This window comes from Nocardiopsis sp. NPDC006832 (assembly GCF_040635885.1).
In the GTDB taxonomy this organism is placed as follows: domain Bacteria; phylum Actinomycetota; class Actinomycetes; order Streptosporangiales; family Streptosporangiaceae; genus Nocardiopsis.
Window position 1 is genome coordinate 17,794 of record NZ_JBEYLC010000022.1, and the last position, 19,908, is coordinate 37,701.

General features: G+C 69.1%; 17 protein-coding genes and 1 riboswitch. Of the genes, 9 read left to right on the plus strand and 8 right to left on the minus strand.

All coding sequences use genetic code 11. The features are described from left to right. Positions 1–49: 49 nt before the first annotated feature. Entirely contained in the window at positions 50–1,270 is a 1,221-nt protein-coding gene (locus ABZ717_RS12970) for a glycosyltransferase (RefSeq protein WP_358508908.1), read from the plus strand. A 118-nt stretch (positions 1,271–1,388) separates the two neighbouring features. Beyond that, entirely contained in the window at positions 1,389–1,718 is a 330-nt protein-coding gene (locus ABZ717_RS12975) for a hypothetical protein (protein WP_358508998.1), read from the plus strand. A gap of 103 nt (positions 1,719–1,821) precedes the next feature. On the opposite strand, the gene ABZ717_RS12980 is transcribed toward ABZ717_RS12975, so the two are convergent. After that, positions 1,822–2,772: a LysR family transcriptional regulator gene (locus ABZ717_RS12980; protein WP_358508910.1), complete on the minus strand. Its 951-nt coding sequence runs from the start codon at positions 2,770–2,772 to the stop codon at positions 1,822–1,824. A gap of 150 nt (positions 2,773–2,922) precedes the next feature. On the opposite strand from ABZ717_RS12980, the gene ABZ717_RS12985 reads away from it, so the two are divergent. Next, entirely contained in the window at positions 2,923–4,257 is a 1,335-nt protein-coding gene (locus tag ABZ717_RS12985; RefSeq protein WP_358508912.1) for a pyridoxal phosphate-dependent aminotransferase, read from the plus strand. A 144-nt stretch (positions 4,258–4,401) separates the two neighbouring features. Here ABZ717_RS12985 and ABZ717_RS12990 read toward each other — a convergent pair whose 3' ends face one another. Then, a complete protein-coding gene (locus tag ABZ717_RS12990; RefSeq protein ID WP_358508914.1) occupies positions 4,402–5,598 on the minus strand; it encodes a glycosyltransferase family 1 protein in 1,197 nt (398 codons plus the stop codon). A gap of 215 nt (positions 5,599–5,813) precedes the next feature. On the opposite strand from ABZ717_RS12990, the gene ABZ717_RS12995 reads away from it, so the two are divergent. Next, the gene (locus ABZ717_RS12995) at positions 5,814–6,071 is read left to right on the plus strand and encodes a DUF6457 domain-containing protein (protein ID WP_358508915.1); all 258 of its coding nucleotides are present in this window, start codon (positions 5,814–5,816) and stop codon (positions 6,069–6,071) included. Positions 6,072–6,279: 208 nt separating this feature from the next. Further along, positions 6,280–7,698 (plus strand): sodium:alanine symporter family protein, encoded by a 1,419-nt coding sequence (locus ABZ717_RS13000; RefSeq protein WP_358508917.1) that lies wholly within the window; start codon positions 6,280–6,282, stop codon positions 7,696–7,698. A 73-nt stretch (positions 7,699–7,771) separates the two neighbouring features. On the opposite strand, the gene thiD is transcribed toward ABZ717_RS13000, so the two are convergent. From thiD to ABZ717_RS13015, 3 genes are all read right to left on the minus strand, one after another. Next, positions 7,772–8,575: a bifunctional hydroxymethylpyrimidine kinase/phosphomethylpyrimidine kinase gene (gene thiD, locus ABZ717_RS13005; protein WP_358508919.1), complete on the minus strand. Its 804-nt coding sequence runs from the start codon at positions 8,573–8,575 to the stop codon at positions 7,772–7,774. Beyond that, positions 8,564–8,662: riboswitch (TPP riboswitch) on the minus strand. (Overlaps the previous gene by 12 nt.) Positions 8,663–8,729: 67 nt before the next feature. Further along, complete coding sequence (locus ABZ717_RS13010; protein ID WP_358508921.1) at positions 8,730–9,656, minus strand: DUF368 domain-containing protein; 927 nt, start codon at positions 9,654–9,656, stop codon at positions 8,730–8,732. Between the two features lie 393 nt (positions 9,657–10,049). Continuing rightward, complete coding sequence (locus ABZ717_RS13015; protein ID WP_358508922.1) at positions 10,050–11,711, minus strand: acyl-CoA synthetase; 1,662 nt, start codon at positions 11,709–11,711, stop codon at positions 10,050–10,052. 370 nt (positions 11,712–12,081) lie between these two features. Here ABZ717_RS13015 and rocD point away from each other — a divergent pair, with 370 nt between their 5' ends. Continuing rightward, the gene (gene rocD, locus ABZ717_RS13020; RefSeq protein WP_358508924.1) at positions 12,082–13,356 is read left to right on the plus strand and encodes an ornithine--oxo-acid transaminase; all 1,275 of its coding nucleotides are present in this window, start codon (positions 12,082–12,084) and stop codon (positions 13,354–13,356) included. Between the two features lie 70 nt (positions 13,357–13,426). On the opposite strand, the gene ABZ717_RS13025 is transcribed toward rocD, so the two are convergent. Beyond that, positions 13,427–14,782 carry an SGNH/GDSL hydrolase family protein gene (locus tag ABZ717_RS13025; protein ID WP_358508925.1) on the minus strand — a complete coding sequence of 452 codons (1,356 nt, stop codon included), beginning with the start codon at positions 14,780–14,782 and terminating at the stop codon, positions 13,427–13,429. Between the two features lie 443 nt (positions 14,783–15,225). On the opposite strand from ABZ717_RS13025, the gene fabI reads away from it, so the two are divergent. Together fabI and ABZ717_RS13035 are read left to right on the plus strand one after the other, a co-directional pair. Beyond that, on the plus strand, positions 15,226–16,020 hold the full coding sequence (fabI, locus tag ABZ717_RS13030) for an enoyl-ACP reductase FabI (protein WP_358508927.1): 795 nt from the start codon (positions 15,226–15,228) through the stop codon (positions 16,018–16,020). A 98-nt stretch (positions 16,021–16,118) separates the two neighbouring features. Continuing rightward, on the plus strand, positions 16,119–16,766 hold the full coding sequence (locus tag ABZ717_RS13035; RefSeq protein WP_358508929.1) for a hypothetical protein: 648 nt from the start codon (positions 16,119–16,121) through the stop codon (positions 16,764–16,766). On the opposite strand, the gene ABZ717_RS13040 is transcribed toward ABZ717_RS13035, so the two are convergent. Then, positions 16,738–17,187, minus strand: a complete 450-nt coding sequence (locus ABZ717_RS13040; RefSeq protein ID WP_358508930.1) for a DUF3291 domain-containing protein — start codon at positions 17,185–17,187, stop codon at positions 16,738–16,740. The genes ABZ717_RS13035 and ABZ717_RS13040 overlap by 29 nt on opposite strands. Before the next feature lie 118 nt (positions 17,188–17,305). On the opposite strand from ABZ717_RS13040, the gene ABZ717_RS13045 reads away from it, so the two are divergent. Continuing rightward, positions 17,306–18,781, plus strand: coding sequence for a PLP-dependent aminotransferase family protein (locus tag ABZ717_RS13045; RefSeq protein ID WP_358508931.1), 1,476 nt, complete (start codon positions 17,306–17,308; stop codon positions 18,779–18,781). A 100-nt stretch (positions 18,782–18,881) separates the two neighbouring features. Here the strand turns inward: ABZ717_RS13045 and ABZ717_RS13050 are convergent, their stop codons facing one another. Then, positions 18,882–19,496, minus strand: a complete 615-nt coding sequence (locus tag ABZ717_RS13050) for a superoxide dismutase (RefSeq protein ID WP_358508933.1) — start codon at positions 19,494–19,496, stop codon at positions 18,882–18,884. Between the last annotated feature and the right edge of the window lie 412 nt (positions 19,497–19,908).

Genomic DNA, 19,908 nt, shown 5'->3' on the forward strand with positions numbered 1-19,908 from the left:
ATCGGCGACCGCCGCGAGCACCGCCACGTCGAACGAAGGAGTTCCCACCATGTTCCACCCCGAGAGTCCACTGAACGTGCTCATCGCGTCGGACACCTACCCGCCGGACGTCAACGGCGCCGGGTACTTCACCCATCGCCTGGCGGAGGGGCTGGCCGAGCGGGGGCATCGCGTGCACGTGGTGTGCCCCTCGGCGGAGGGCGAGCCGTACGTGACGGTGAACGGAAGGGTCACCGAACACAGACTCAGGTCGGTCCCGATCCCCTTCCAATCGGACATGCGGGCGGCCCTGCCACTGGGGATGGGAGGACACATATCCCGGATCCTGCGGCGCCTGGACCCCGACGTCGTCCACATCCAGAGTCATTTCACGCTGAGCCGTTCGACGCTGCGGCGGGCACGTTCGGTGGCCGTGCCGGTGGTGCTCACCAACCACTTCATGCCGGACAACCTGTACGCGCACGCCCGGGTGCCGCGGTCGATGCGGCGGGCCGCCGGCGCCGCCGCCTGGCGGGACATGGTGCGGGTGGCGATGGAGGCCGACCACGTGACCACGCCGACCCCGCGCGCCGCGGCGCTGCTGCGGGAGAAGGGGTTCGCCCGCGACATCGAGGCGATCTCCTGCGGGATCGACCTGGAACGTTTCCACCCGTGCTCGGATCGGTCCGGGCCGCGTGCCCGGTTCGGGTTGCCCGACCGCGCCACGGTGGTGTTCGTGGGGCGTCTGGACGAGGAGAAGCGGATCGACGAGACGATCCGGGCCCTGGCCAGGATCGCGCCGGAGCGGGACGTGCAGTTGGCGCTGGCCGGGACCGGGCAGCGTGAGGGCGAGCTGAGGGAACTGGCGGCCCGCCTCGGCGTGGCCGACCGCGTGTTCTTCCTGGGGTTCGTACCGGACGAGGACCTGCCGTCGGTGTACGCGGCGGGTGACGCCTTCGCGATCGCGGGCGTGGCCGAGCTGCAGAGCATCGCGACGTTGGAGGCGATGGCGACGGGGCTGCCGGTGGTGGCGGCCGACGCGATGGCCCTGCCGCACCTGGTGTCGGAAGGGCACAACGGGTACCTGTTCCCGCCGGGGGACGACGCGGTGCTGGCCGAACGTCTGCTCGCGGTGCTCGGTCCGGACCGGGAGAAGCTGGGGGAGGCGAGCCGTGAGGTCGCCCTGGAACACGACCACCACCGGTCGCTGGAGCGGTTCGAGCAGGTGTACCGGAGGCTCCGAGAATGGGGGGCGGCCGTCCTACCGGGGGAGCGTTCCCTGGTCGCCTGAACGACCGGTGCCCGGAGAACATCGGCCAGCAAAAGCGACATAAGCGGCTAATGCCACTTTCCGCATTCTTTGCGTAGCCAACAGTGATGTTCGGGCGATACAGGAAACACAAGTGGTTGTGTGGTTCGAAGGCATCAGTGGACAGACAGGCCTCGGCCGGACCGCCAAGGGCGGTAACACGACCGAGGGCCTCAACGATCGACTGCTCAGCGCCGAGCGGGAGGCGGGGTTCCATGAGCGAGACATGTCGGCGTTCGAACGTGAACGGATCGACCTGGAGCACCGGGTGAACCGGATGGAGGCGGAGCTGGATTCCCTGCGCAAGAGAAGGCTGGAAGCCTACGCGCGCTGGTGGAACGCTCGTGACGACCGTGACCGGGCCCGACACGTCTGTCGTCGGATCCGACGCAAGATCGACAAGGCGCGCCGAAGAGGGGACGGCGAGTGAGACCACGGAACCGATACCCGACCGATGAACGCGACACGTTCGCCACGTGTCGCGTTCGACGTGTGAGGCCCCCTGGGATCCGCCCTCCCGCCACGGACCCGCGTCACATGGTGGGCTCGTCGTCGGTGGTGAGCGGGTCGATGTCGTCCTCCACACCGCGCGCGGCCTGCCGCAGGGCGTCCAGGGTCACCCGCACCGCCGGCCTGCGCAGCGACGCCGGCCGCAGCACCGCGTACACGTGCCGGACCGGGGGCGAGGGCAGTTTCCGGTAGACCAGTCCCGCCGGAGCGCCCACCATCGCCAGCGCCGGGACCGCGGCGATTCCGATCCCCCTCGACACCAGGCTCAAGATCGTGCCCAGACCCTCGAACTCCCAGGTGGCGGCGGGCAGGCCGCCGGCTTCCTCGAAGAGCTTGTCCGTGCCGTAACGCGAACGCTCGCCCTCGGGCGCCACGATCCACGACTCGTTGAGCAGCCGGTCCAGGACCAGCGGGAACGTCGGCTCCGCCAACCGGTGGTCCTCCGGGACGGCCAACACCATCGGGTCCCGCAGCAGGTGGACGTGGCGTAGGGCGCTGTCCGCACCCCGCCCCGGGTGCTTGCCGCTCCAGTCGTCGACGATCGCGATGTCGACCTCGCGGGAACGCACCTTCTGCGTTCCGGTGGACAGCAATGTCTGCCGCAACACCAGTTGCATGCCCTGGTGCCGGCGCAACGGCGGCGCCAACTCGGGCGCGAACGCCACCGCGGCGGTCGGGAAGGCCGTGACGGTGACCACGCCCAAGGCCACGTCCGCCTGTTCGGCCAGGACCGACTCGGCCGCCTCGACCATCGCCAGGATCTCCTCGGCCTGGACCACCAGCAGCCGACCGGCATCGGTCAACTCCGCCCCGCGAGGAGAGCGATCCAGCAAGGCCACACCCGTCTCCCGTTCGAGCGTGGTCAGTTGCTGTGACACCGCCGAAGGGGTGTAACCGAGGGCGTTCGCGGTGGCGACGATGGTGCCCCGAACGCTGAACTCACGGAGCAACTGCAGACGATGGAGATCAAGCATAAGGACATCTTACGCTCAGCATCAAAAAGCCGCGCTTGTGCTGATGGCGATCGATGGGCAGGCTGGAACACAGAAGAGGTCAGACGAAGAGCGGAACACCGGCTCGGGGTCTGACCCCGTGCCTAACGCCATCTCGGAGATGAGTCGTCCATGACCGTCACTGTGTCCGCCACTCTCGCCGTCAACGAAGCACTCAACGAGAAGCGTCGCCAAGGGGTACGCGTGCTTCCACTCGGCTTCGGTGAGGCCGGCCTTCCGGTACACCCCGTCATGCGCGACCACCTCTCCGCGGGAAACGGCGCCAACGCCTACGGGCCGGTCGCCGGATCGGCGGCGCTCCGCGAGGCGGCCGCCGGCTACTGGAGCCGCCGAGGACTGGACACCGACCCGGACCTGGTCATCGCGGGCCCAGGCAGCAAGCCCCTGCTCTACAGCCTTCTCCTGGAGATCGGCGGTGACACCGCCATCGCCGCGCCCAGCTGGGTCAGCTACGCGGCGCAGAGCCGCCTGGTCGGCCAGAGCCCCATCATGGTGCCGACCGCCACCGGACAGGGCGGCGTACCCCAGCCCGACCTACTGCACGCCGCCGTCACCGACGCCCGCGAGCAGGGTCGCACCGTCAACGCCGTCGTCGTCACCCTCCCGGACAACCCGACCGGGACCGTCGCCGACGTCGAGACCGTTCGACGGCTCGCCGACGTCGCCCGCGAACTCGACCTCATCATCATCTCCGACGAGATCTACCGGGACCTCGTCCACCTCGACTCCGACGGCGAGGACCGCGTCGTCGTGCACAGCCCCGCCGAGTTCGCGCCCGAACGCACCGTCATCTCCACCGGCCTGAGCAAGAACCTGGCCCTGGGCGGCTGGCGGATCGGCGTCCTGCGCCTGCCCGACTCCGAGATCGGTCACCGGCTGCGCGGCGGACTCCTGGGGGTGGCCAGCGAGATCTGGTCCAGTCCGGCCGCACCGGTCCAGCAGGCCGCCTCGCACGCCTTCGCCGAACCCACCGAGCTCGTCGACCACATCGACCGCAGTCGCCGTCTGCACGGCATCGTCGCCCGAGCCGTCACCGACGTCTTCGTCGCGGCCGGGGCGAACGTCGCCGCGCCCAGCGCCGCCTTCTACCTGTACCCGGACTTCGAGCCCGTCCGGGAGCGCCTGCGGACCCTGCACGGGGTCACGACCGGGCCCGAGCTGACCGGACTGTTGCTGGACGGGTACGGCATGGGCGTCCTGCCGGCCGTGGAGTTCGGGGAGAGCCCCCACACCCTGCGCATGCGGGTGGCCACCAGCCTGCTCTACGGCGACTCCGAGGAGCGTCGTTACGCGGCCCTTTCCGCACACGATCCCCTGGCGCTGCCGTGGATCCGCGCCCACCTGGACCGACTCACCGAGGTGCTCGGCGGTCTGCTGGACAAGGGCCCGGCCCACGCCGCCACGGTCGTCCCGGTGCGACGCGAGGTCGCGCGGTCGGTGAGCTGATCCGGCCCCCACAGCTTGTGGCCGCCTCGTTTTAAGGGGGCGCGGCGGACACAACCGACGGGTCCCTCCCCATATCTCTCCCGGGGAGGGGCCCGTTCGTCATGTTCGGGGACGGTGGCACGGCGGGGTCACGGCCGCTGTGGGTCAGGCCCCCTGCGTCTGCGCCGACCGCTCGGCCAGCTCCCGGCTGGGGGCGATCACCGACCGGTAGTGCGCGACGAGGTCGGTGTTGACTGCGGCCCAGGTGCGGTGCTCCACCGAGGGCCGGGCCGCGGCCCGCATCGGCTCGCGCACCCGGTGGTTGTGCGCCAGCCGGCCCACCGCCACCTTCAGCTCACGCGACGAGTCGGGCGCGAACAGCAACCCGTTGTGCTCGTCGGTGATCAGGTCCAGCGGGCCACCCGCGGCGGGGGCCACCACCGGCACCCCGGAGGCCAGCGACTCCTGGACGGTCTGGCAGAAGGTCTCGTCGGCCCCGGTGTGCACGAACACGTCCAACGCCGCGTACAGCCGGGACAGGTCCTGGCCGGTGCGCTGACCGGTGAAGACCGCGTCGGGCAGCATCCGGCGCAGCCGGGCCCGGTCGGGGCCGTCACCGACCACCACGATCCGGATGTTGCGCAGGCGCGCCAGGTGACCCAGCAGCTCCACGCGCTTGTCCTTGGACAGCCGGCCCACGTATCCGACGAGCGTCTCGCCGTTCGGGGCCAGACGGCGCCGCAACCCCTCGGAACGGTGGTCGGGGTGGAACCGGTCGGTGTCCACCCCGCGACGCCACAGGGCCAACCGGGGGAATCCGCGGTCCGACAACGCCTCCACCGTGGCGGAGGAGGGCACCAGGGTGCGGTCCACGGCGGAGTGGATCCGGTGCAGCAACGACCAGAGCGTCTCGGTTCCGGGCAGACCGTACCGACCGGCGAAACCGGCCAGGTCGGTCTGGAACACGCCCACGGTCGGCAGCGCCCAACGTCGCGCCACGTCCACGGCGGCGGCGCCGAAGAGGGTGGGGGAGGCCAGGTGGACCACGTCGGGGGCGAAGGCGCGCAGGGCGGCGGTCATCGCCCGCCGCAGGGGCAGGCCGACCGCGAAGTCCCGGTACACGGGTAGGGGGACGGCGGGCAGTCGTACCACCGGGAACCCGGCGTACGAAGTGGGTCCGCGACCGGGCGCCAGCACCACGGCCTGGTGGCCCTCGGCGGCCAGGTGCTCCAGCACCCGACACACGGAATTGGTGACTCCATTGACCTGGGGCAGGAACGACTCGGTCACGACGGCCACCCGAAGAGGGCGGCCCGGTGGGGTGTTCGGGATGGTGTCGACGAGCGGGGTCATGGGGGACATGCGAACGGGCTCCCAACGCCGGAATATCGCTGCTCCCGACGCTAGGCTCGGAGTGTGAACCGGGGTCGCAGCCCGAGCGAACCCGCCCCGTCGGAAGGGGGAGGGTTGGAGGATCGGGCGGTGACCAGGCGTGTACGGTCGTCTGGCCGTCGCGTGACCCCGGGATGGCATGATCGCCGAAAACGTTGCAGGACACACCTTTGAGGAGTCGAGCGGTGACCCTGGTGGAATGGTCGAGGCTGGTGTTCGAGGAGCTCGAACTGTCCGGGAGCGAGCCGCTCCAGAAGGCCGACGTCGACAGGATCCTCGATCTGGCCCGAGACGCCGCGCACTCCGTCGCCCGCCCCGCGGCGCCGCTCACCACCTATCTGTTGGGTGTGGCGGTCGGTAGGGGAGCGGACCCGGAGGAGGCCGCGGCCGCGCTCAGCAGGCTCGCGCTGGCCCACGCCGAGGACGACGACAAGGCGGACTGAGGGTGCGCCCCGTCGCGCACCCGAGGTGACACCGGCGCGGCGCAACGTTCATGTCGAACACATGTGATTCGTTCGTTACGCGTCAGTGTCATTCTTTGCCGATATCGAAATGCACCCACCTGTGCCGATGTGACTCCGCGAACAACGGTCCCTCTGTTCCACCCTCGGATCTCTCGGCCCCACGCACTCACCGAAAGGGAGATCCCCTGTGGACCAACTCCTTGAGATGGCCGGCATCATCAGCGACGTCATCTGGGGACCCTTCGTCCTCATTCCGTTGTTGTTGGGTGTCGGTGTCTTCCTCACCATCCGGCTGCGCCTCCTTCAGCTGCTCAGGCTCCCGCACGCCCTTTGGCTCGCCCTCGTCCGTCGCAAGGAGGACTCCTCCGTCGAGGGCGACATCTCCCACTACCAGGCACTGAGCACCGCGCTCGCCGCCACCGTCGGCGTCGGTAACATCGCGGGCGCCGCGCTGGCCATCGGTGTCGGTGGCCCGGGCGCGCTGTTCTGGATGTGGTTCATCGGCATCTTCGGTATGGCCACCAAGTACAGCGAGGCCCTCCTGGGGGTGAAGTACCGCCGCACCGACGCCAAGGGTGAGCAGAGCGGCGGCCCGATGTACTACCTCAAGTACGGGATCAAGGGTGGGCTCGGCACCTTCCTCGGTGTCGCCTTCGCGGTCTTCGGCGCCATCGCGGCCTTCGGTATCGGTAACGGCACCCAGGCCAACACCGTGGCCCAACAGGTCAGCAGCGTCACCCCGCTGGAGCCGTGGGTCATCGGCCTCGCTCTGATGATCCTGTCCGGCGGAGTGATCCTCGGTGGCATCAAGAGCATCGGTCGTGTCGCCTCCGGCCTCGTGCCGATCATGATCATCGGTTACGTCGGCATCTGCCTCGTCGTGCTCATCGCCAACTGGCAGTCGCTCCTGCCCGCCTTCCAGCTGGTGTTCACCGACGCCTTCACCGGGACCTCCGCCGTCGGCGGTTTCGCGGGCGCCGGTGTCATGCTCGCCATCCAGATGGGCTTCGCCCGCGGCATCTTCTCCAACGAGTCCGGGCTGGGCACCGGTGGTATCGCCGCCGCCGCGGCCAAGACCAAGGAGCCGGTCCGTCAGGCCATGGTCTCCATGACCCAGACCTTCATCGACACCATCATCGTGGTGAGCATGACCTGCCTGGTCATCATCGTGACCGGTGTGTGGCAGGGAGACGAGGCCGAGGACGGTTCGCTGCTGACGTCGCAGGCCATGACCGAGGGGCTGGGTGCCATCAGCCCCACCTTCGGTACCGCGGGCGCCTACGTCGTCGCGGCCTCCGTGGCCGTCTTCGCCTTCAGCACCCTGCTCGGCTGGGCCTACTACGGTGAGCGGTGCGTGGAGTTCCTGGGCGGACGCAAGCTGGTCCTGCCCTACCGACTCATCTTCATCGTCATCATCTTCATCGGTTCGGTCGCCAGCCTCGACTCCGTCTGGCTGTTCAGCGACATCGCCAACGGCCTGATGGCGCTGCCGAACCTGGTGGGGTTGCTCCTGCTGTCCCCGGTCATCGTGGCGGAGAGCAAGAGGTTCTTCGGTCACCCCGATTGGCGTAACCCGGACGCGGTGATGGACGACGTCCAGCGCTAGCCGACTCGCACGCCCCACGGGGAGAATATGAAGGGGGGACCGGTCCGCACGGGCCGGTCCCCCCTTCGTGTGATCACCACCAGGCGTGGAAATGGTGCACGGGGCCCTGGCCGCCGCCGGCGTCGATCTCGTCGGCGTGGCGCAGCGCCTCGGTCAGCCAGGTCTTGGCGTCGGCCACGGCGGTGGCCACGTCCGGGCGTTGGGGGATCAGCGCGGCGATCGCGGAGGACAGGGTGCAGCCGGTGCCGTGGGTGTTGCGGGTCGCCACGCGCGTGGCGCTCAGCTCGACCGGGGCGGACTCCCCGTCGACCAGCAGGTCGACGCTGTCGGTCCCCGCCAGGTGCCCGCCCTTGAGCAGGATCCGACGCGGCCCCAGCTTCAAAAGCCTCTCGGCCTGGGAGCGCATCGTGGCCAGGTCCGTGGCCTCCTCCTCGTCGAGCAGGTCGGCGGCCTCCGGCAGGTTCGGTGTGAGGAGGTCGGCGCGCGGCAGCAGTTCACCGCGCAGCGCCTCCATGGCCGAACGCTCCAACAACCGGTCGCCGCTCTTGGCGACCATCACCGGGTCCACCACCACGTTCGACAGCCCGTGCCGGTCGATCGCGGCGGCCACGGCCTCGGTGACCTCGGCGGTGCCCAGCATGCCCACCTTGACCGCGTGGACCGTCGCGTCCTCGAACAGCGTCTCCATCTGGTCGACGACGAATGAAGCGGGGACACCGTGAACCCCGGTGACCCCGCGCGTGGACTGGGCGGTCAACGCCGTCACCACGCTCATCCCGAAGACCCCGTGGGCGGAGAACGATTTCAGGTCCGCCTGGATGCCGGCGCCCCCACTGGGGTCGCTTCCGGCGATGGACACGACGTTGTACACGCTCATCGGCGTTCCTTCGCTAGTACGAACTAGGGCAGGTTCGACGGGTGTGCTCTCAGCCGGGTCGTTTCCCCGGCACCCCGCGCCGTCGGGGTCGAAGCGCGGTGAAGCGCTCGCTCGACCCCGACTCGGTATGTGGTTGTGGGTACGACTCTAAGGGTCAGACGGAGACGCTCTCGTGGCCGGCCTCGACCTCACGCTGGAGCCGCTTGCGGCGCTCCCACAGGATGGACACCACGATGATGGCGAAACCGGCCACCATCAGGGCGACCGTCAACGGGACCTCGGTGGGAGCGAGGATCTCTCGGTCCTCGCTCTGCCAGGGCCACAGGGCACGCAGCGAACCCGCCATCAGGCCGGTCAGGACCACCAGGGTCAAGTGGTGGAAGTTCTCCAGGAAGTACTGGAGGACCTTGACGAAGAGCGCCAGGCCGGTGAGCGCGCCGAGGGCGAAGGCACCGATGTAGACGAAGTCGAGGTTCTCCAACGCGTCCTTGCTCGGAGTGTACAGACCGACGGCCAACAGGATGAAGGAACCGGAGACGCCCGGCAGGACCAGCGCGCAGATCGCTACCGAGGCGACGAGGAAGACCACCACCGGGTGCGGGGGCAGGTTGGCGCCGGGGAGACTGGTCAGGAAGAACGACAGTACGGCGAAGACCAGGGCCAGGAGGTAGTGTCCGGCCTTCCATGACTTGCCCGCGCCGGTGTAGGGGATCCACAGACAGGCGAGCACCAGACCGAAGAAGATCGCGTATGCGTACTGGGTGTACTCCTCCACCAGCGGGGCGATGAGCAGCAACGCTCCCACCAGGGCCACCGCCATGCCGATCAGGGCGGGGACGAGGACGGACCATTCCACCTGGCGGAACTGCTCCACAGCGCGGTCCTTGCCGCGACCTCGGGGCACGTCGGTGACGTAGCGCTTGATCCCGCTGACCATGTGGCCCGCGCCACCGATCAACTGGTCGTAGAGGCCGACGATGAGCGCGACGGTGCCACCGCTGATACCGGGAAGCGCTTCGGAGGTGCCCACGGCCCCGCCGCGCACCGCGTTGAAGATGTAGGAGCCTACTGAGTTGGCCATGAATGCTCGGGCGCGTCTTCCGGGGAACCGGGAAGGGGGCGCCGTCCTCCGTCCTGATGGTGCCGCCGGTCCCGTATCCACGGTGGACCGGACGGTCAAAGGGGTGCTTGGGTCGGCACGGACCTCGATGAACCCGCCGATGGTACGGTCCCGGGTCCAACATCGAGGTTCGTCACTCCGGCCACACGATGGGGGAGGGGGACCGCGAGCCCCGGGCCGGCTGTGGCCATTCTAGTGCCGTCGGCGAGGGCGGAAGGCGTCCCGGAGCTGTCCTGGAGGCATCGAAAGGGCGCCGAAACCACGTTTCGGCTGCTTGGTGGCGTACCGACTCGGAGACCGAAATGAGAGGTGCCACAGAGGGAGGATGAGGAGACCTCCCGGAGCCCCCGTGGGTCACCGCGATTGAGGGCTGGGGGTACCTTCCCCGGCCACCGAAGCGGCCCAACGGTAGTCCTGTTTGCCCACGGCGGTGCGCCGGACCCGGTCCACGAAGTGCACCGTCCGGGGCACCTTGAACCCGGCCAACCGAACCCGGCAGTGGGCGCGCAGCGCCTTCTCGTCCGGGCTGCCGCCGGGGGCCAACGAGACCAGGGCCGTGACCCGCTGACCGAGGTTCTCGTCCGGAGCGGGCACCACGATCACGTCGTCCACCGACGGGTGGGCCTTGAGCACGGCCTCCACCTCCTCGGGGTACACCTTCTCCCCGGCGGTGTTGATGACCACGCTGCCCCGACCCAACAGGACGATCGAACCGTCCGTGGCCCGGGTCCCGTAGTCGCCCGACAACGCCCAACGTCGCCCCTCGGCGTCGGTGGGAAAGGTGCGAGCGGTGGCGATGGGGTCGTTGTAGTAGCCCAAGGGGATCCGTCCGGTCCGCGCGATCCGTCCGACCCGCGGCGACCCCGGCCGCAACGGACGCAACGCCTCGTCGAGCACCGAGATGCTGCCACCCATGGTGAAGCTGCGACGGTCGGTGGTGTCGGCGACCGTGGCCGCCTCGTCGGGTGCGGTCGCCGAACCGCACACACCCGTCTCCGAACCCCCGTAGGAGTCGGCCAGGGCCACGTCCTCGCGCCAGGCCTTCCACAGGTTGCGCACCGCCGGGGTCAACGGGGTACCACCGGAACGCACCGAGGTCAGGTCCGGGCACAGCTCGGGTTCGGTGAGCAGGTGCCGCGCCAGTGGCCGCGCCATCGCATCGCCCACCAGCTGGAGCGCGTGTACGCCCTCGCGGTGCGCCAGTTCCAGCACACGGTCCGGTCTGAAGCTGCGGTCGGTGGACAGCACCACGCGCTTGCCGCACAACAACATGCTCAACGCGTGCCACTGCCCGGCCGCGTGCATGACCGGACCCAGGACCAGCATGCGCTGCGGGAAACAACGAAGGGCGCGTTCGGCCACTTCCTCGGGGGTGCGTGCGCGCGGGGTGCCGGGGGAGCGACGTTCCACGGCGGCGCGAAAGACGTCGGCCTGGCGCCACAGCACACCCTTGGGGTACCCCGTGGTGCCGCCGGTGTAGAGCAGGTAGTGGTCGTCGCCGCTCGTGCCGGGAAGCGCGCTCCGGGGGGTTCCGACGTCCTCGCCCTGCGCGGTCAGGGCGGACTCGTAGTCCGTCCCCTCGGCGGTTCGCTCGGTGCCGTCGGCCAACAGCAGCACGTGGCGCAGTCGTGGCAGATCCGGTCGGATGGCCGTGACCGTGGCAGCCAGGGAGTCCTCGGCGATCAGCGCCGCCGCGTGCGAGTCGGAGAGTACGTGTCGCAGTTCGCCGGCCACGTACCGGTAGTTGACGTTGACCGGCACCGCTCCGGCGCGCAGCACACCGAGGAACGACTCCATCCACTCGGCCCGGTTGAACGACAGGATCGCCACGTTTTCACCAGGGCGCACACCCGCGCCGACCAGGTGTCGGGCCAATCGGGTGGCCCGTTCGTCCAAGGCGCGGTAGGTGAGCCGACGTGGGCCCGCGACGAGGGCGATCCGCTCCGGTACGGCCTCGGCGACCGCCGCCATCAGCGCAGGGAGGGAGAAAGGGGTATCCGAAGACGTGTGTGGCACGGCTGATCCTCCCTGGCGTTCGTGTGACGGCCGTCCCCGGCGAAGAGGCTCGCGGCGGCTGTGACTGTACGGCGACCGTACCCGTCAGAAACCGGGCTGATCGTGATGAGGGCTGTGTACCGCGTCACCTGCGCGACCATGCCCGTGACCCCCTTGTGACCGGGGTTCGGAAGAGCCCCGCTCAGGCGGTGTACCGGCATGGAGCGCACATGGGTTTCGGGCGTCGGTCGCGCGCGGTGATGTCGGCCACCTCTTGTGTGCTCACCGGATGATCTGCTCAACTCTTGGAGATCCCGCCGCGGAGGCTCTACCCGGCCCCACGGTGGGTATCTACTGTCTGACATCGGTCAATGGTGATCGGAGCGGCTAGATGACCACCCAGAACCTGGGACAGCAGGACTCCGCCGGAAACCCCGCCGGACACGCACTTTCCAGCTCGGACCACATCGAACTCGCGCAGGCCAGATCGGCGCACAACTACTCACCCCTTCCCGTCGTGATCTCCGAGGGCCGTGGCGCCTGGGTGACGGACGTCGAGGGAAAGCGGTACCTCGATTGCCTGGCCGGGTACTCGGCCATGAACTTCGGCCACCACAACCCCGACCTCCTGGCGGCGGCGCACGCCCAGCTCGACCGGGTGACGTTGACCAGCCGGGCCTTCTACAACGACCGGTTCGGACCATGGGTGAGAGACCTGGCCGACATGGTCGGCAAGCAGAAGGTCCTGCCGATGAACACCGGTGCCGAGGCGGTGGAGACCGGCATCAAGGTGGCCCGTAAGTGGGGCTACGAGGTCAAGGGCGTTCCCGAGAACCAGGCGACCATCGTCGTGGCGGGCGCCAACTTCCACGGACGCACCACCACCATCATCTCCTTCTCCTCGGATCCGGAGGCGAAGACGGGTTTCGGCCCCTACACGCCGGGCTTCCGCTCCGTGGCCTACGGGGACGCCAAGGCCATCGAGGACGCCGTCGACGACACCACGGTCGCGGTGCTCATCGAACCGGTGCAGGGTGAGGCGGGCGTGATCGTGCCGCCCGCGGACTACCTGCCCCGGGTCCGGGAGATCTGCGACGACAACCGCGTGCTGTTCATCGCCGACGAGGTACAGGCCGGACTGGGTCGCACCGGCACCATCCGGGCCTGTGAGCACAGCGGGGTGGTCCCGGACGCCTACCTGTTCGGCAAGGCGCTGGGCGGCGGCATCCTGCCGGTTTCGGCCATGGTCGCCGACGAGGACGTGTTGGGTGTCATCCAGCCCGGCCAGCACGGGAGCACCTTTGGCGGCAACCCGCTCGCCGGGGCCGTCGGAGAGACGGTCGTGCGCATGCTGAGTGAGGGCCCCTACCTGGAGAACGCCCGCAAACTGGGCGAGGTCCTCAAACGCCGGCTGGACGAGTTCGTTGGCGACGGGGTGGTCTCGGCGCGCAGCATCGGCCTGTGGGCCGGCGTGGACGTCGACCCCGAACTGGCCTCCGGCAAGGAGCTGTGCAAGCGGCTCGCCGAGCACGGGGTCCTGGTCAAGGACACGCACGGTTCCACCGTGCGGATGTCGCCGCCCCTGGTGATCACCGAAGAGGACCTCAACTGGGGTCTGGACCGCTTCGCCGAGGTCATCGCCGAACTCAAGGCGGAGAAGAAGTAGCGACGGGGGAGCGGGGGCCGTTCGCGGCCCCCGCCTCCACCGGCCGTCCGAGCGTCGATCGAGAACCGGGTCAGGAGTCGGTGTCGGAGTCCGCCTCGGCGGCCTCCTCCGCACCCTCGTCGGCGGCGGGTTCGTCCTCGGGCTCGCCGTTCACCGGGTCCAGCGGACCACCGAGTTCACGGGACAGTTTCTCCGGGGACACGCTCTCCAACCGGTCGCGGGACTGGTACAGCACCCGTTCGGGACCCTCCAGGATCTGTAGGCGCACCCGCTCGGCGACCGAGCGCTGCCCCTCGGCGGTCGGATGGAAGCTCGCGCGGTCCACCTTCAGCCCCTCGCCCAGTTCGCCCAGAACGATGCCGTTGAGCCAGGCGTCGTCCGCGCTGACCTCGTGGCCGGTCAACGAACTGAACACGTTCACGTACTCCACGCTGCCGACCTGGCGCGAACCGTAGACCTCGCCGTCCACCCGGTAGGCGGTGTCGCGGATGCGGTCGTTGAACCGCTGGGCGACGGTGTTCAGCCAGAGTTGGTCACCGTTGGAGAGCGTGTAGTACATGCCGGGCGGCTCCTCCGGGAAGAGCCTCGGGTAGCCCAGGACCAGGACACGGGCGTCGGGGGCGCGGTCGCGGATCTCACCGAGCACCTCGGTGAGGGTCTCCTCGAACGTGTCCATCTTCTCCTCGACCTCGGCCTCCTGGTCGGTGCAACCGGTCCGCTCCAAGAGGGGCATGCGCACGATGCAGGTGCGCAGCACCGAGATGAACCCGAGGTCGTTGCCGCCGATGCCCACGGTCACCAGCGAGGTGTTCTCGGTGACGCGTTCGAGCTGGGACTCGGAGGTGCCGACCTGTTCGAGCATCTCCGAGCCGCGGTGTCCACTGCACGCGTAGAACCCCAGGGAGCCCACGAAGTCGAACTCCTGCTCGATGAGCTTGGGGTAGGCGTTCTCCGAGCGCCAGCACTCGCCGGGTTCGGCGGTCTCGGGGTCGTATTCGCCGGCGCCGTCACCGGAGGAGTAGGAGTCGCCCAGGGACACGTAGTTGCCCCACAGCGCGGCCTCCTCGGGTTCCACGCGCACCCGCCAGTCGATCTCCTCGTCCTCGGTGATCGGTGGCAGCGCCTCGCCGGGGCAGACCCCGCCGGTGACGTCGCACCACAGGGCCAGGATCCCGTCGCGGCTGACGGGGACGGCCATCACGACGACCATGACCAGGACCAGGGCGGTCGCGACGATCACGGTGACCTTGGATCGGCGGCGTCGCCTGGGCGGCTCGGCGTCCTCGATGTCGAAGGCGTTCGCGCCGGCGCCCGGCACCTCGGGCGGGTGGTGAACCTCTGAGGGGGTGTTCTCCTCGGCGGCACCGTCGTCATCGGGACCGGGGGTCCCCTCGGGCACGTCCGGCCCACCCTCGCGTGATGACACGGCCGCTAGCCTCCCGCGTTACTCGGGCCTGTGGTCCAGCAGCCAGACTACCCGTGGTGATTCGTGCGGATTACGTCCGGAACCGGCCGTGTGAGGGGTTCTCCGGGGTGTGGGGGCCGACCCGTGGGCATGGAGATGACGAGGCGCCCCAGCGGCGGCCAAGCCCGCTGGGACGCCCCGAACCCGTGCCAGGGAGGCGCGCTTACGACTCTGCCCGCATCACACCCCCGCGGTCACCCGTGGAAGACCACAAAGAATCGGTGTGGATTCCTGGCTCACTCGTACGGACCGGGGCTCCGCCGGTGTGCCCGCGCCCCGGTTCCACCGGTGTGGGCCGCGTGACCAAAGAGGGGGCTGGAATCTTTGTCGGCTTCCACGACTGATGAATCGTGGATCCGCCGATACGTTTCCACTGCAAGTCGCCGAATCGTCAAGGGGACCTCTTGAACCTGCTCATCACCGGTATCACCACCCAGTCCTCCATCGCCTACGCGATCGCGGAGGAGGCCATGAACCAGGGCCACGACGTCATCCTGACGAACCCGCCCGGACGCGCCTTCTCCATCTGCGAGCGCATCGCCAAGCGGCTGCCCAAGGAACCGGTCGCGGTGCTGCCGATGGACGTCACCGACCCTGAGCAGATCAAGGCCACCGTCGAGGCGATCGGTGAGCACTGGGACCACTTGGACGGGGTGCTGCACGCCATCGCCTACGCCCCCGAGTCCGCGCTGGGCGGCAACTTCCTCAACACCGACTGGGAGGACGTCTCCAAGGCGATCCACATCTCCGGTTACTCCCTGGCCGCCCTGACCGTGGGCATGCGCGACCTGCTCGCCAAGGCCCCCGAGGGCGCCGGCGTGGTGTCGCTGACCTTCGACGCCAGCGTCGCCTGGCCGGTCTACGACTGGATGGGGTCGGCCAAGGCCGTCCTGGAGAACTCGGCCCGCTACCTGGCCCGTGACCTGGGCCCGGACCGCATCCGCGTGAACACGATCTCCGCCGGCCCGATCAAGTCCCTCGCGGGTGGGTCCATCCCCGGTTTCTCCCAGATCGCCGACTCCTGGGGCGACCACTCCCCGCTGGGCTGGGACACCAAGGACACGTCGGTGGTCGCCGGTCCGGCCCTGTTCCTGATGTCGCCCGCCGCCCGCGCCATCACGGGCACGGTCATGCACGTCGACGGCGGCTACCACGCCATGGGTGCCCCCCTGGCCCCCGCAGAGCCCGAGAACGACTAGGGACCGGGCGGTGGAGGCGGCGGGGTTCGAGGAGGGCGAGACCTCCGAACGCTAAGCTGTGGGATCCCCCCATCCCCCAGATGGCAAGGCGGACGCTCTTGCTCGAATCCCCCGAACCACTGCGGGTCAGTATCGATCCCGGGTTGCCGGAACACCATGCTCGCGGTGTCCGGCGTGCGTTGAACCAGGCACCTGAGGCGGTGGGCCGGCTCAGGGCCGAGGACCGGCCGGAGAGCCGGCGGGTCGGTCATGCCATGGGGCTGCTCGGGCTGTGCGGGCTGGGAGTCCTGGAGTGGCTGTTCTGGGACTCGGCACAGACCATCGGCGCGGTGCTCGGCTTCGGGATCTTCCTCCTCCACCTTCGACATCGATACCGGCGCAAGGCGGACGAGGCGGAGGCCTCGATCGATCCTCGGGTGACGATCGCGTTCTTCGAGGACTCGTTCGTGGTGGACACGATGCTCGATGACGTGGATCGGGCCCGACTGGGGCGGATCCAACGTGTGTCCGAAGTGCTCCTGGAACAGGGCCACGACCTGAGGTGGGTGGCCGAACGGGAGTGGGGTCTGGCGGTGAGGCTCCCGGCCCTCACGCTCGATCGGGTGAGGGCCGAACGTTGCTCGCGCAAAGGTGAGCGGGAGCGGCGCGGGGCGGAGACGTCGACGCACGAGGCCTTCGTGGACGGATGGATCCGCTACCTGGAGGACGCCGCCGGGGTCAGGCCGGGACCGGGGAGGCCAGGCTGAAGGCGCGCGGCCCGGGGCCGTGGCCGCGCAGGTGCGAGGACCGCTCGATCGCTTCCGCCAGGGTGACGTTCGCGCCCGCGTCGGACCACCACAGGGTGCGCTCCACGGTGGGAAAGGCTCCGCTGTCCTCGCGGTAGGCGAGCAGGTCGGGGTGGGCCTCCTCCACGAAGGTGCGCAGTTCGATGGGCCCCCGCCACAACCGAACCAGATGCACGCGGTCCATTTCGTGGTGGAAATGGACCTCTCCCAGGTGGCCCGAGTGGTCCTTGACCCGGTTCCGGAGCGCGCGGGCGAGGGTGGCCAGGTGAGTGTGGTCGCCCTGGATCACGTGGTGTTCGACCAACGTCGTTTGCGGACGCGGAACTTGCGGCCTGGGGCCTCGGGAGGCGGCGGCGTGGCGACGACGAAGCAGGGTGCTCATGAGGATTCTCCTTCAAGTGGACCCTGTGATCGAGGCCACTTTGGCTCTGGTGGATCCACGAACTTGATGCCATTCTCGGAAGGGCAGGCCATGATGGCGAGATCCAATGGAGCGAAAAATGGACCTTGTTCGGCGGACCGATGAGCTCGTGGGTCTTCTCGGCTCCTGGACGAGCGGCTCCGGCGCCCTCTACAAACGCCTGTCCGAAGCCCTGAAAGACCTGGTCGAGCAGGGTTCGCTCGCCCCCGGGGAACGCCTGCCGTCCGAACGGGCGTTGGCCGGCGCGCTCCGAGTGAGTCGCACCACAGTGGTGGCCGCCTACGACCACCTGCGCGAGGAGGGGACCCTGGAGAGCCGCCAAGGCAGCGGAACCCGGGTCAACAGCGCCCTGCCCCCGGTGATCTCGGACGGGTGGACCGCCGGCGGCAACGGCAACCCCGTCTACGGCACGTTGCTGCGCACCGATGACTCGCTCATCTCCGCCTCCTGCCTGCGCACCCCCGCCCTGGAAGGGGTCGAACGCGCCGTCCGCGAGGTCGTGGCCCAGGACCTGCCCTCACTGATGGCGGAGAGCACCTACCACCCGCGCGGCCTGCCCGCCCTGCGCGAGGCGATCTGTCGTTACTACGAACGCCAGGGGTTGCCCACCCACCCCGACCAGATCGTCGTCACCACCGGCGCCCACCAGGCGGTGTCCCTGGTCGCCCAGCTCTACCTGCGGCGGGGGACCAAGGTGGTGGCGGAGGACCCGAGCTTCGCCGGGTGTCTGGACCTCATGCGCGACCGCGAGGCCGAGATCATCCCGGTGCCCCTCGATGACCAGGGCATCGATCCGAACGGGGTGCGCCGCGCGATCGCCGAGCACCGCCCGCACCTGATGTACCTCATGCCCTCGTACCACAACCCGACCGGCGTGATGATGTCCGCGGTCCGCCGCAGGGAGCTGGGGGAGCTGTCCGCGCGTTCGGGGGTGCCGATCCTGGAGGACAGCGCCTACACCGGCATCCGCGCCGAGGACGAACCCCCACCGCTGGCGGCCTTCGCCCCGCGCGGAGCGGAGGTCATCACCGTCGACTCGCTCTCCAAGGTGGCCTGGGCCGGGCTGCGGGTGGGGTGGCTGCGCGCACCGGCCGAGATGGCGTTGCGGTTGAGCCGCCGCAAGATCCTCGCCGACCTGGCGGGCCCGCTGCTGGACCAAGCGGTCGGGGTGCGCTTGATGGACGACTACGAAGCGCTGGCCCACGACCGTTCGGAGACCCTGCGCGAGGCCATGGCCCACATGGAGGAGATGCTGCGGCGGGACCTGCCCGGCTGGGAGTGGCGCACCCCTGATGGTGGGGCTGCGCTGTGGGTGCGGCTGCCGGGTGTCGCCGCCCGGGCCTTCGCGCAGGTGGCGCTCTCGCACGAGGTCGACCTGGTGCCCGGTCCGGTGATGTCGGCGTCGGGCGGCGGGTGCCACGAGGAGTACTTCCGGCTTCCGGTGTCCTACGACCGCGCCACCCGGGAGGAGATGGTGTGGCGGCTGACCCGTGCCTGGCGCGAACTGGACCGGCACGGTCCGATGGTCGGCCACCCGGACACCCTGGTCGTCTGAGGGCGAGGACCCCGAAGACGACCCCCGGACGAGGGGGAGGGCGGCACCGATCGGTGCCGCCCTCCCCCGTTCGAACGCACGAGAACGTTCGTTCGAGGTGCTAGCCCAGCCGGGTCTTGCGGGCCTCGGTGAAACGCTGCTGGACGTCGGCCCAGTTGACGACGTTCCAGAACGCCTTGACGTAGTCCGCCTTCACGTTCTTGTACTGGAGGTAGAAGGCGTGCTCCCACATGTCCAGCATGAGCAGCGGCTGCGTGCCGATGGCGATGTTGCCCTGCTGGTCGAACAGCTGCTCGATGATCAGGCGCTGACCCAGGGCGTCCCAGGCCAGGATGGCCCAGCCCGAACCCTGGATGCCCAGAGCCGCGGCGTTGAAGTGCCCGCGGAAGGCGTCGAAGGACCCGAACTGGTCGTCGATGGCCGCGCCCAGCTCACCCTCGGGCTTGTCGCCACCGTCCGGGGACAGGTTCTTCCAGAACACGGAGTGGTTGACGTGGCCGCCCAGGTTGAACGCGAGGTTCTTCTGGAGCTGGTTCACGGTCCCGAAGTCGCCGGCCTCGCGGGCCTCGGCCATCTTCTCCAGGGTCGTGTTGGCGCCCGCGACGTAGTTGGCGTGGTGCTTGTCGTGGTGCAGCTCCATGATCTGACCGGAGATCCACGGCTCAAGGGCCGCGTAGTCGTAGGGCAGCTCGGGAAGCGTGTACGGCGCAGACATACTCTGACGCACCTTTCCAGGACGATATTCGTCGTGTTCTTACCAGCGATGGGATCGCTAACCAGCAAGCTATCAGCAGCGGAAGCGAGTCCCCGATGTCAGCTCGTGGACACGGGCGGCCGGGAATAAAATCGGGCCGGACCGTCGTTGCCGTGCCGGTCCGAAGGCGACCCCATGCTCCTCATCCCCCCTGCCCGCCACAGAGGTCCCGTGAACCCCGGGAGCCCGACGAATCCTCCCGTCGGATCCGTCGGGGCGCCCCTTAAGACAGGAACCCTCCGTATTCTCGATCTCGGGTGATTCGGTCCGGTCCCGCTACCCTGACCCGCGTGCCCCCGAATCGCGATTGAACGTTGACCGCGTGTTCGTCCGACATTCACCGTGGTGGCATCGGCCCGGGGGAGAATTCATC

Bases quoted from the DNA above. Each gene is read 5' to 3' on its own strand.
- ABZ717_RS12970 (WP_358508908.1), top strand. From the start codon at position 50: ATGTTCCACCCCGAGAGTCCACTGAACGTGCTCATCGCGTCGGACACC.
- ABZ717_RS12980 (WP_358508910.1), bottom strand. From the start codon at position 2,772: ATGCTTGATCTCCATCGTCTGCAGTTGCTCCGTGAGTTCAGCGTTCGG.
- ABZ717_RS12985 (WP_358508912.1), top strand. From the start codon at position 2,923: ATGACCGTCACTGTGTCCGCCACTCTCGCCGTCAACGAAGCACTCAAC.
- ABZ717_RS12990 (WP_358508914.1), bottom strand. From the start codon at position 5,598: ATGTCCCCCATGACCCCGCTCGTCGACACCATCCCGAACACCCCACCG.
- thiD (WP_358508919.1), bottom strand. From the start codon at position 8,575: ATGAGCGTGTACAACGTCGTGTCCATCGCCGGAAGCGACCCCAGTGGG.
- ABZ717_RS13010 (WP_358508921.1), bottom strand. From the start codon at position 9,656: ATGGCCAACTCAGTAGGCTCCTACATCTTCAACGCGGTGCGCGGCGGG.
- rocD (WP_358508924.1), top strand. From the start codon at position 12,082: ATGACCACCCAGAACCTGGGACAGCAGGACTCCGCCGGAAACCCCGCC.
- ABZ717_RS13040 (WP_358508930.1), bottom strand. From the start codon at position 17,187: ATGAGCACCCTGCTTCGTCGTCGCCACGCCGCCGCCTCCCGAGGCCCC.
- ABZ717_RS13045 (WP_358508931.1), top strand. From the start codon at position 17,306: ATGGACCTTGTTCGGCGGACCGATGAGCTCGTGGGTCTTCTCGGCTCC.
- ABZ717_RS13050 (WP_358508933.1), bottom strand. From the start codon at position 19,496: ATGTCTGCGCCGTACACGCTTCCCGAGCTGCCCTACGACTACGCGGCC.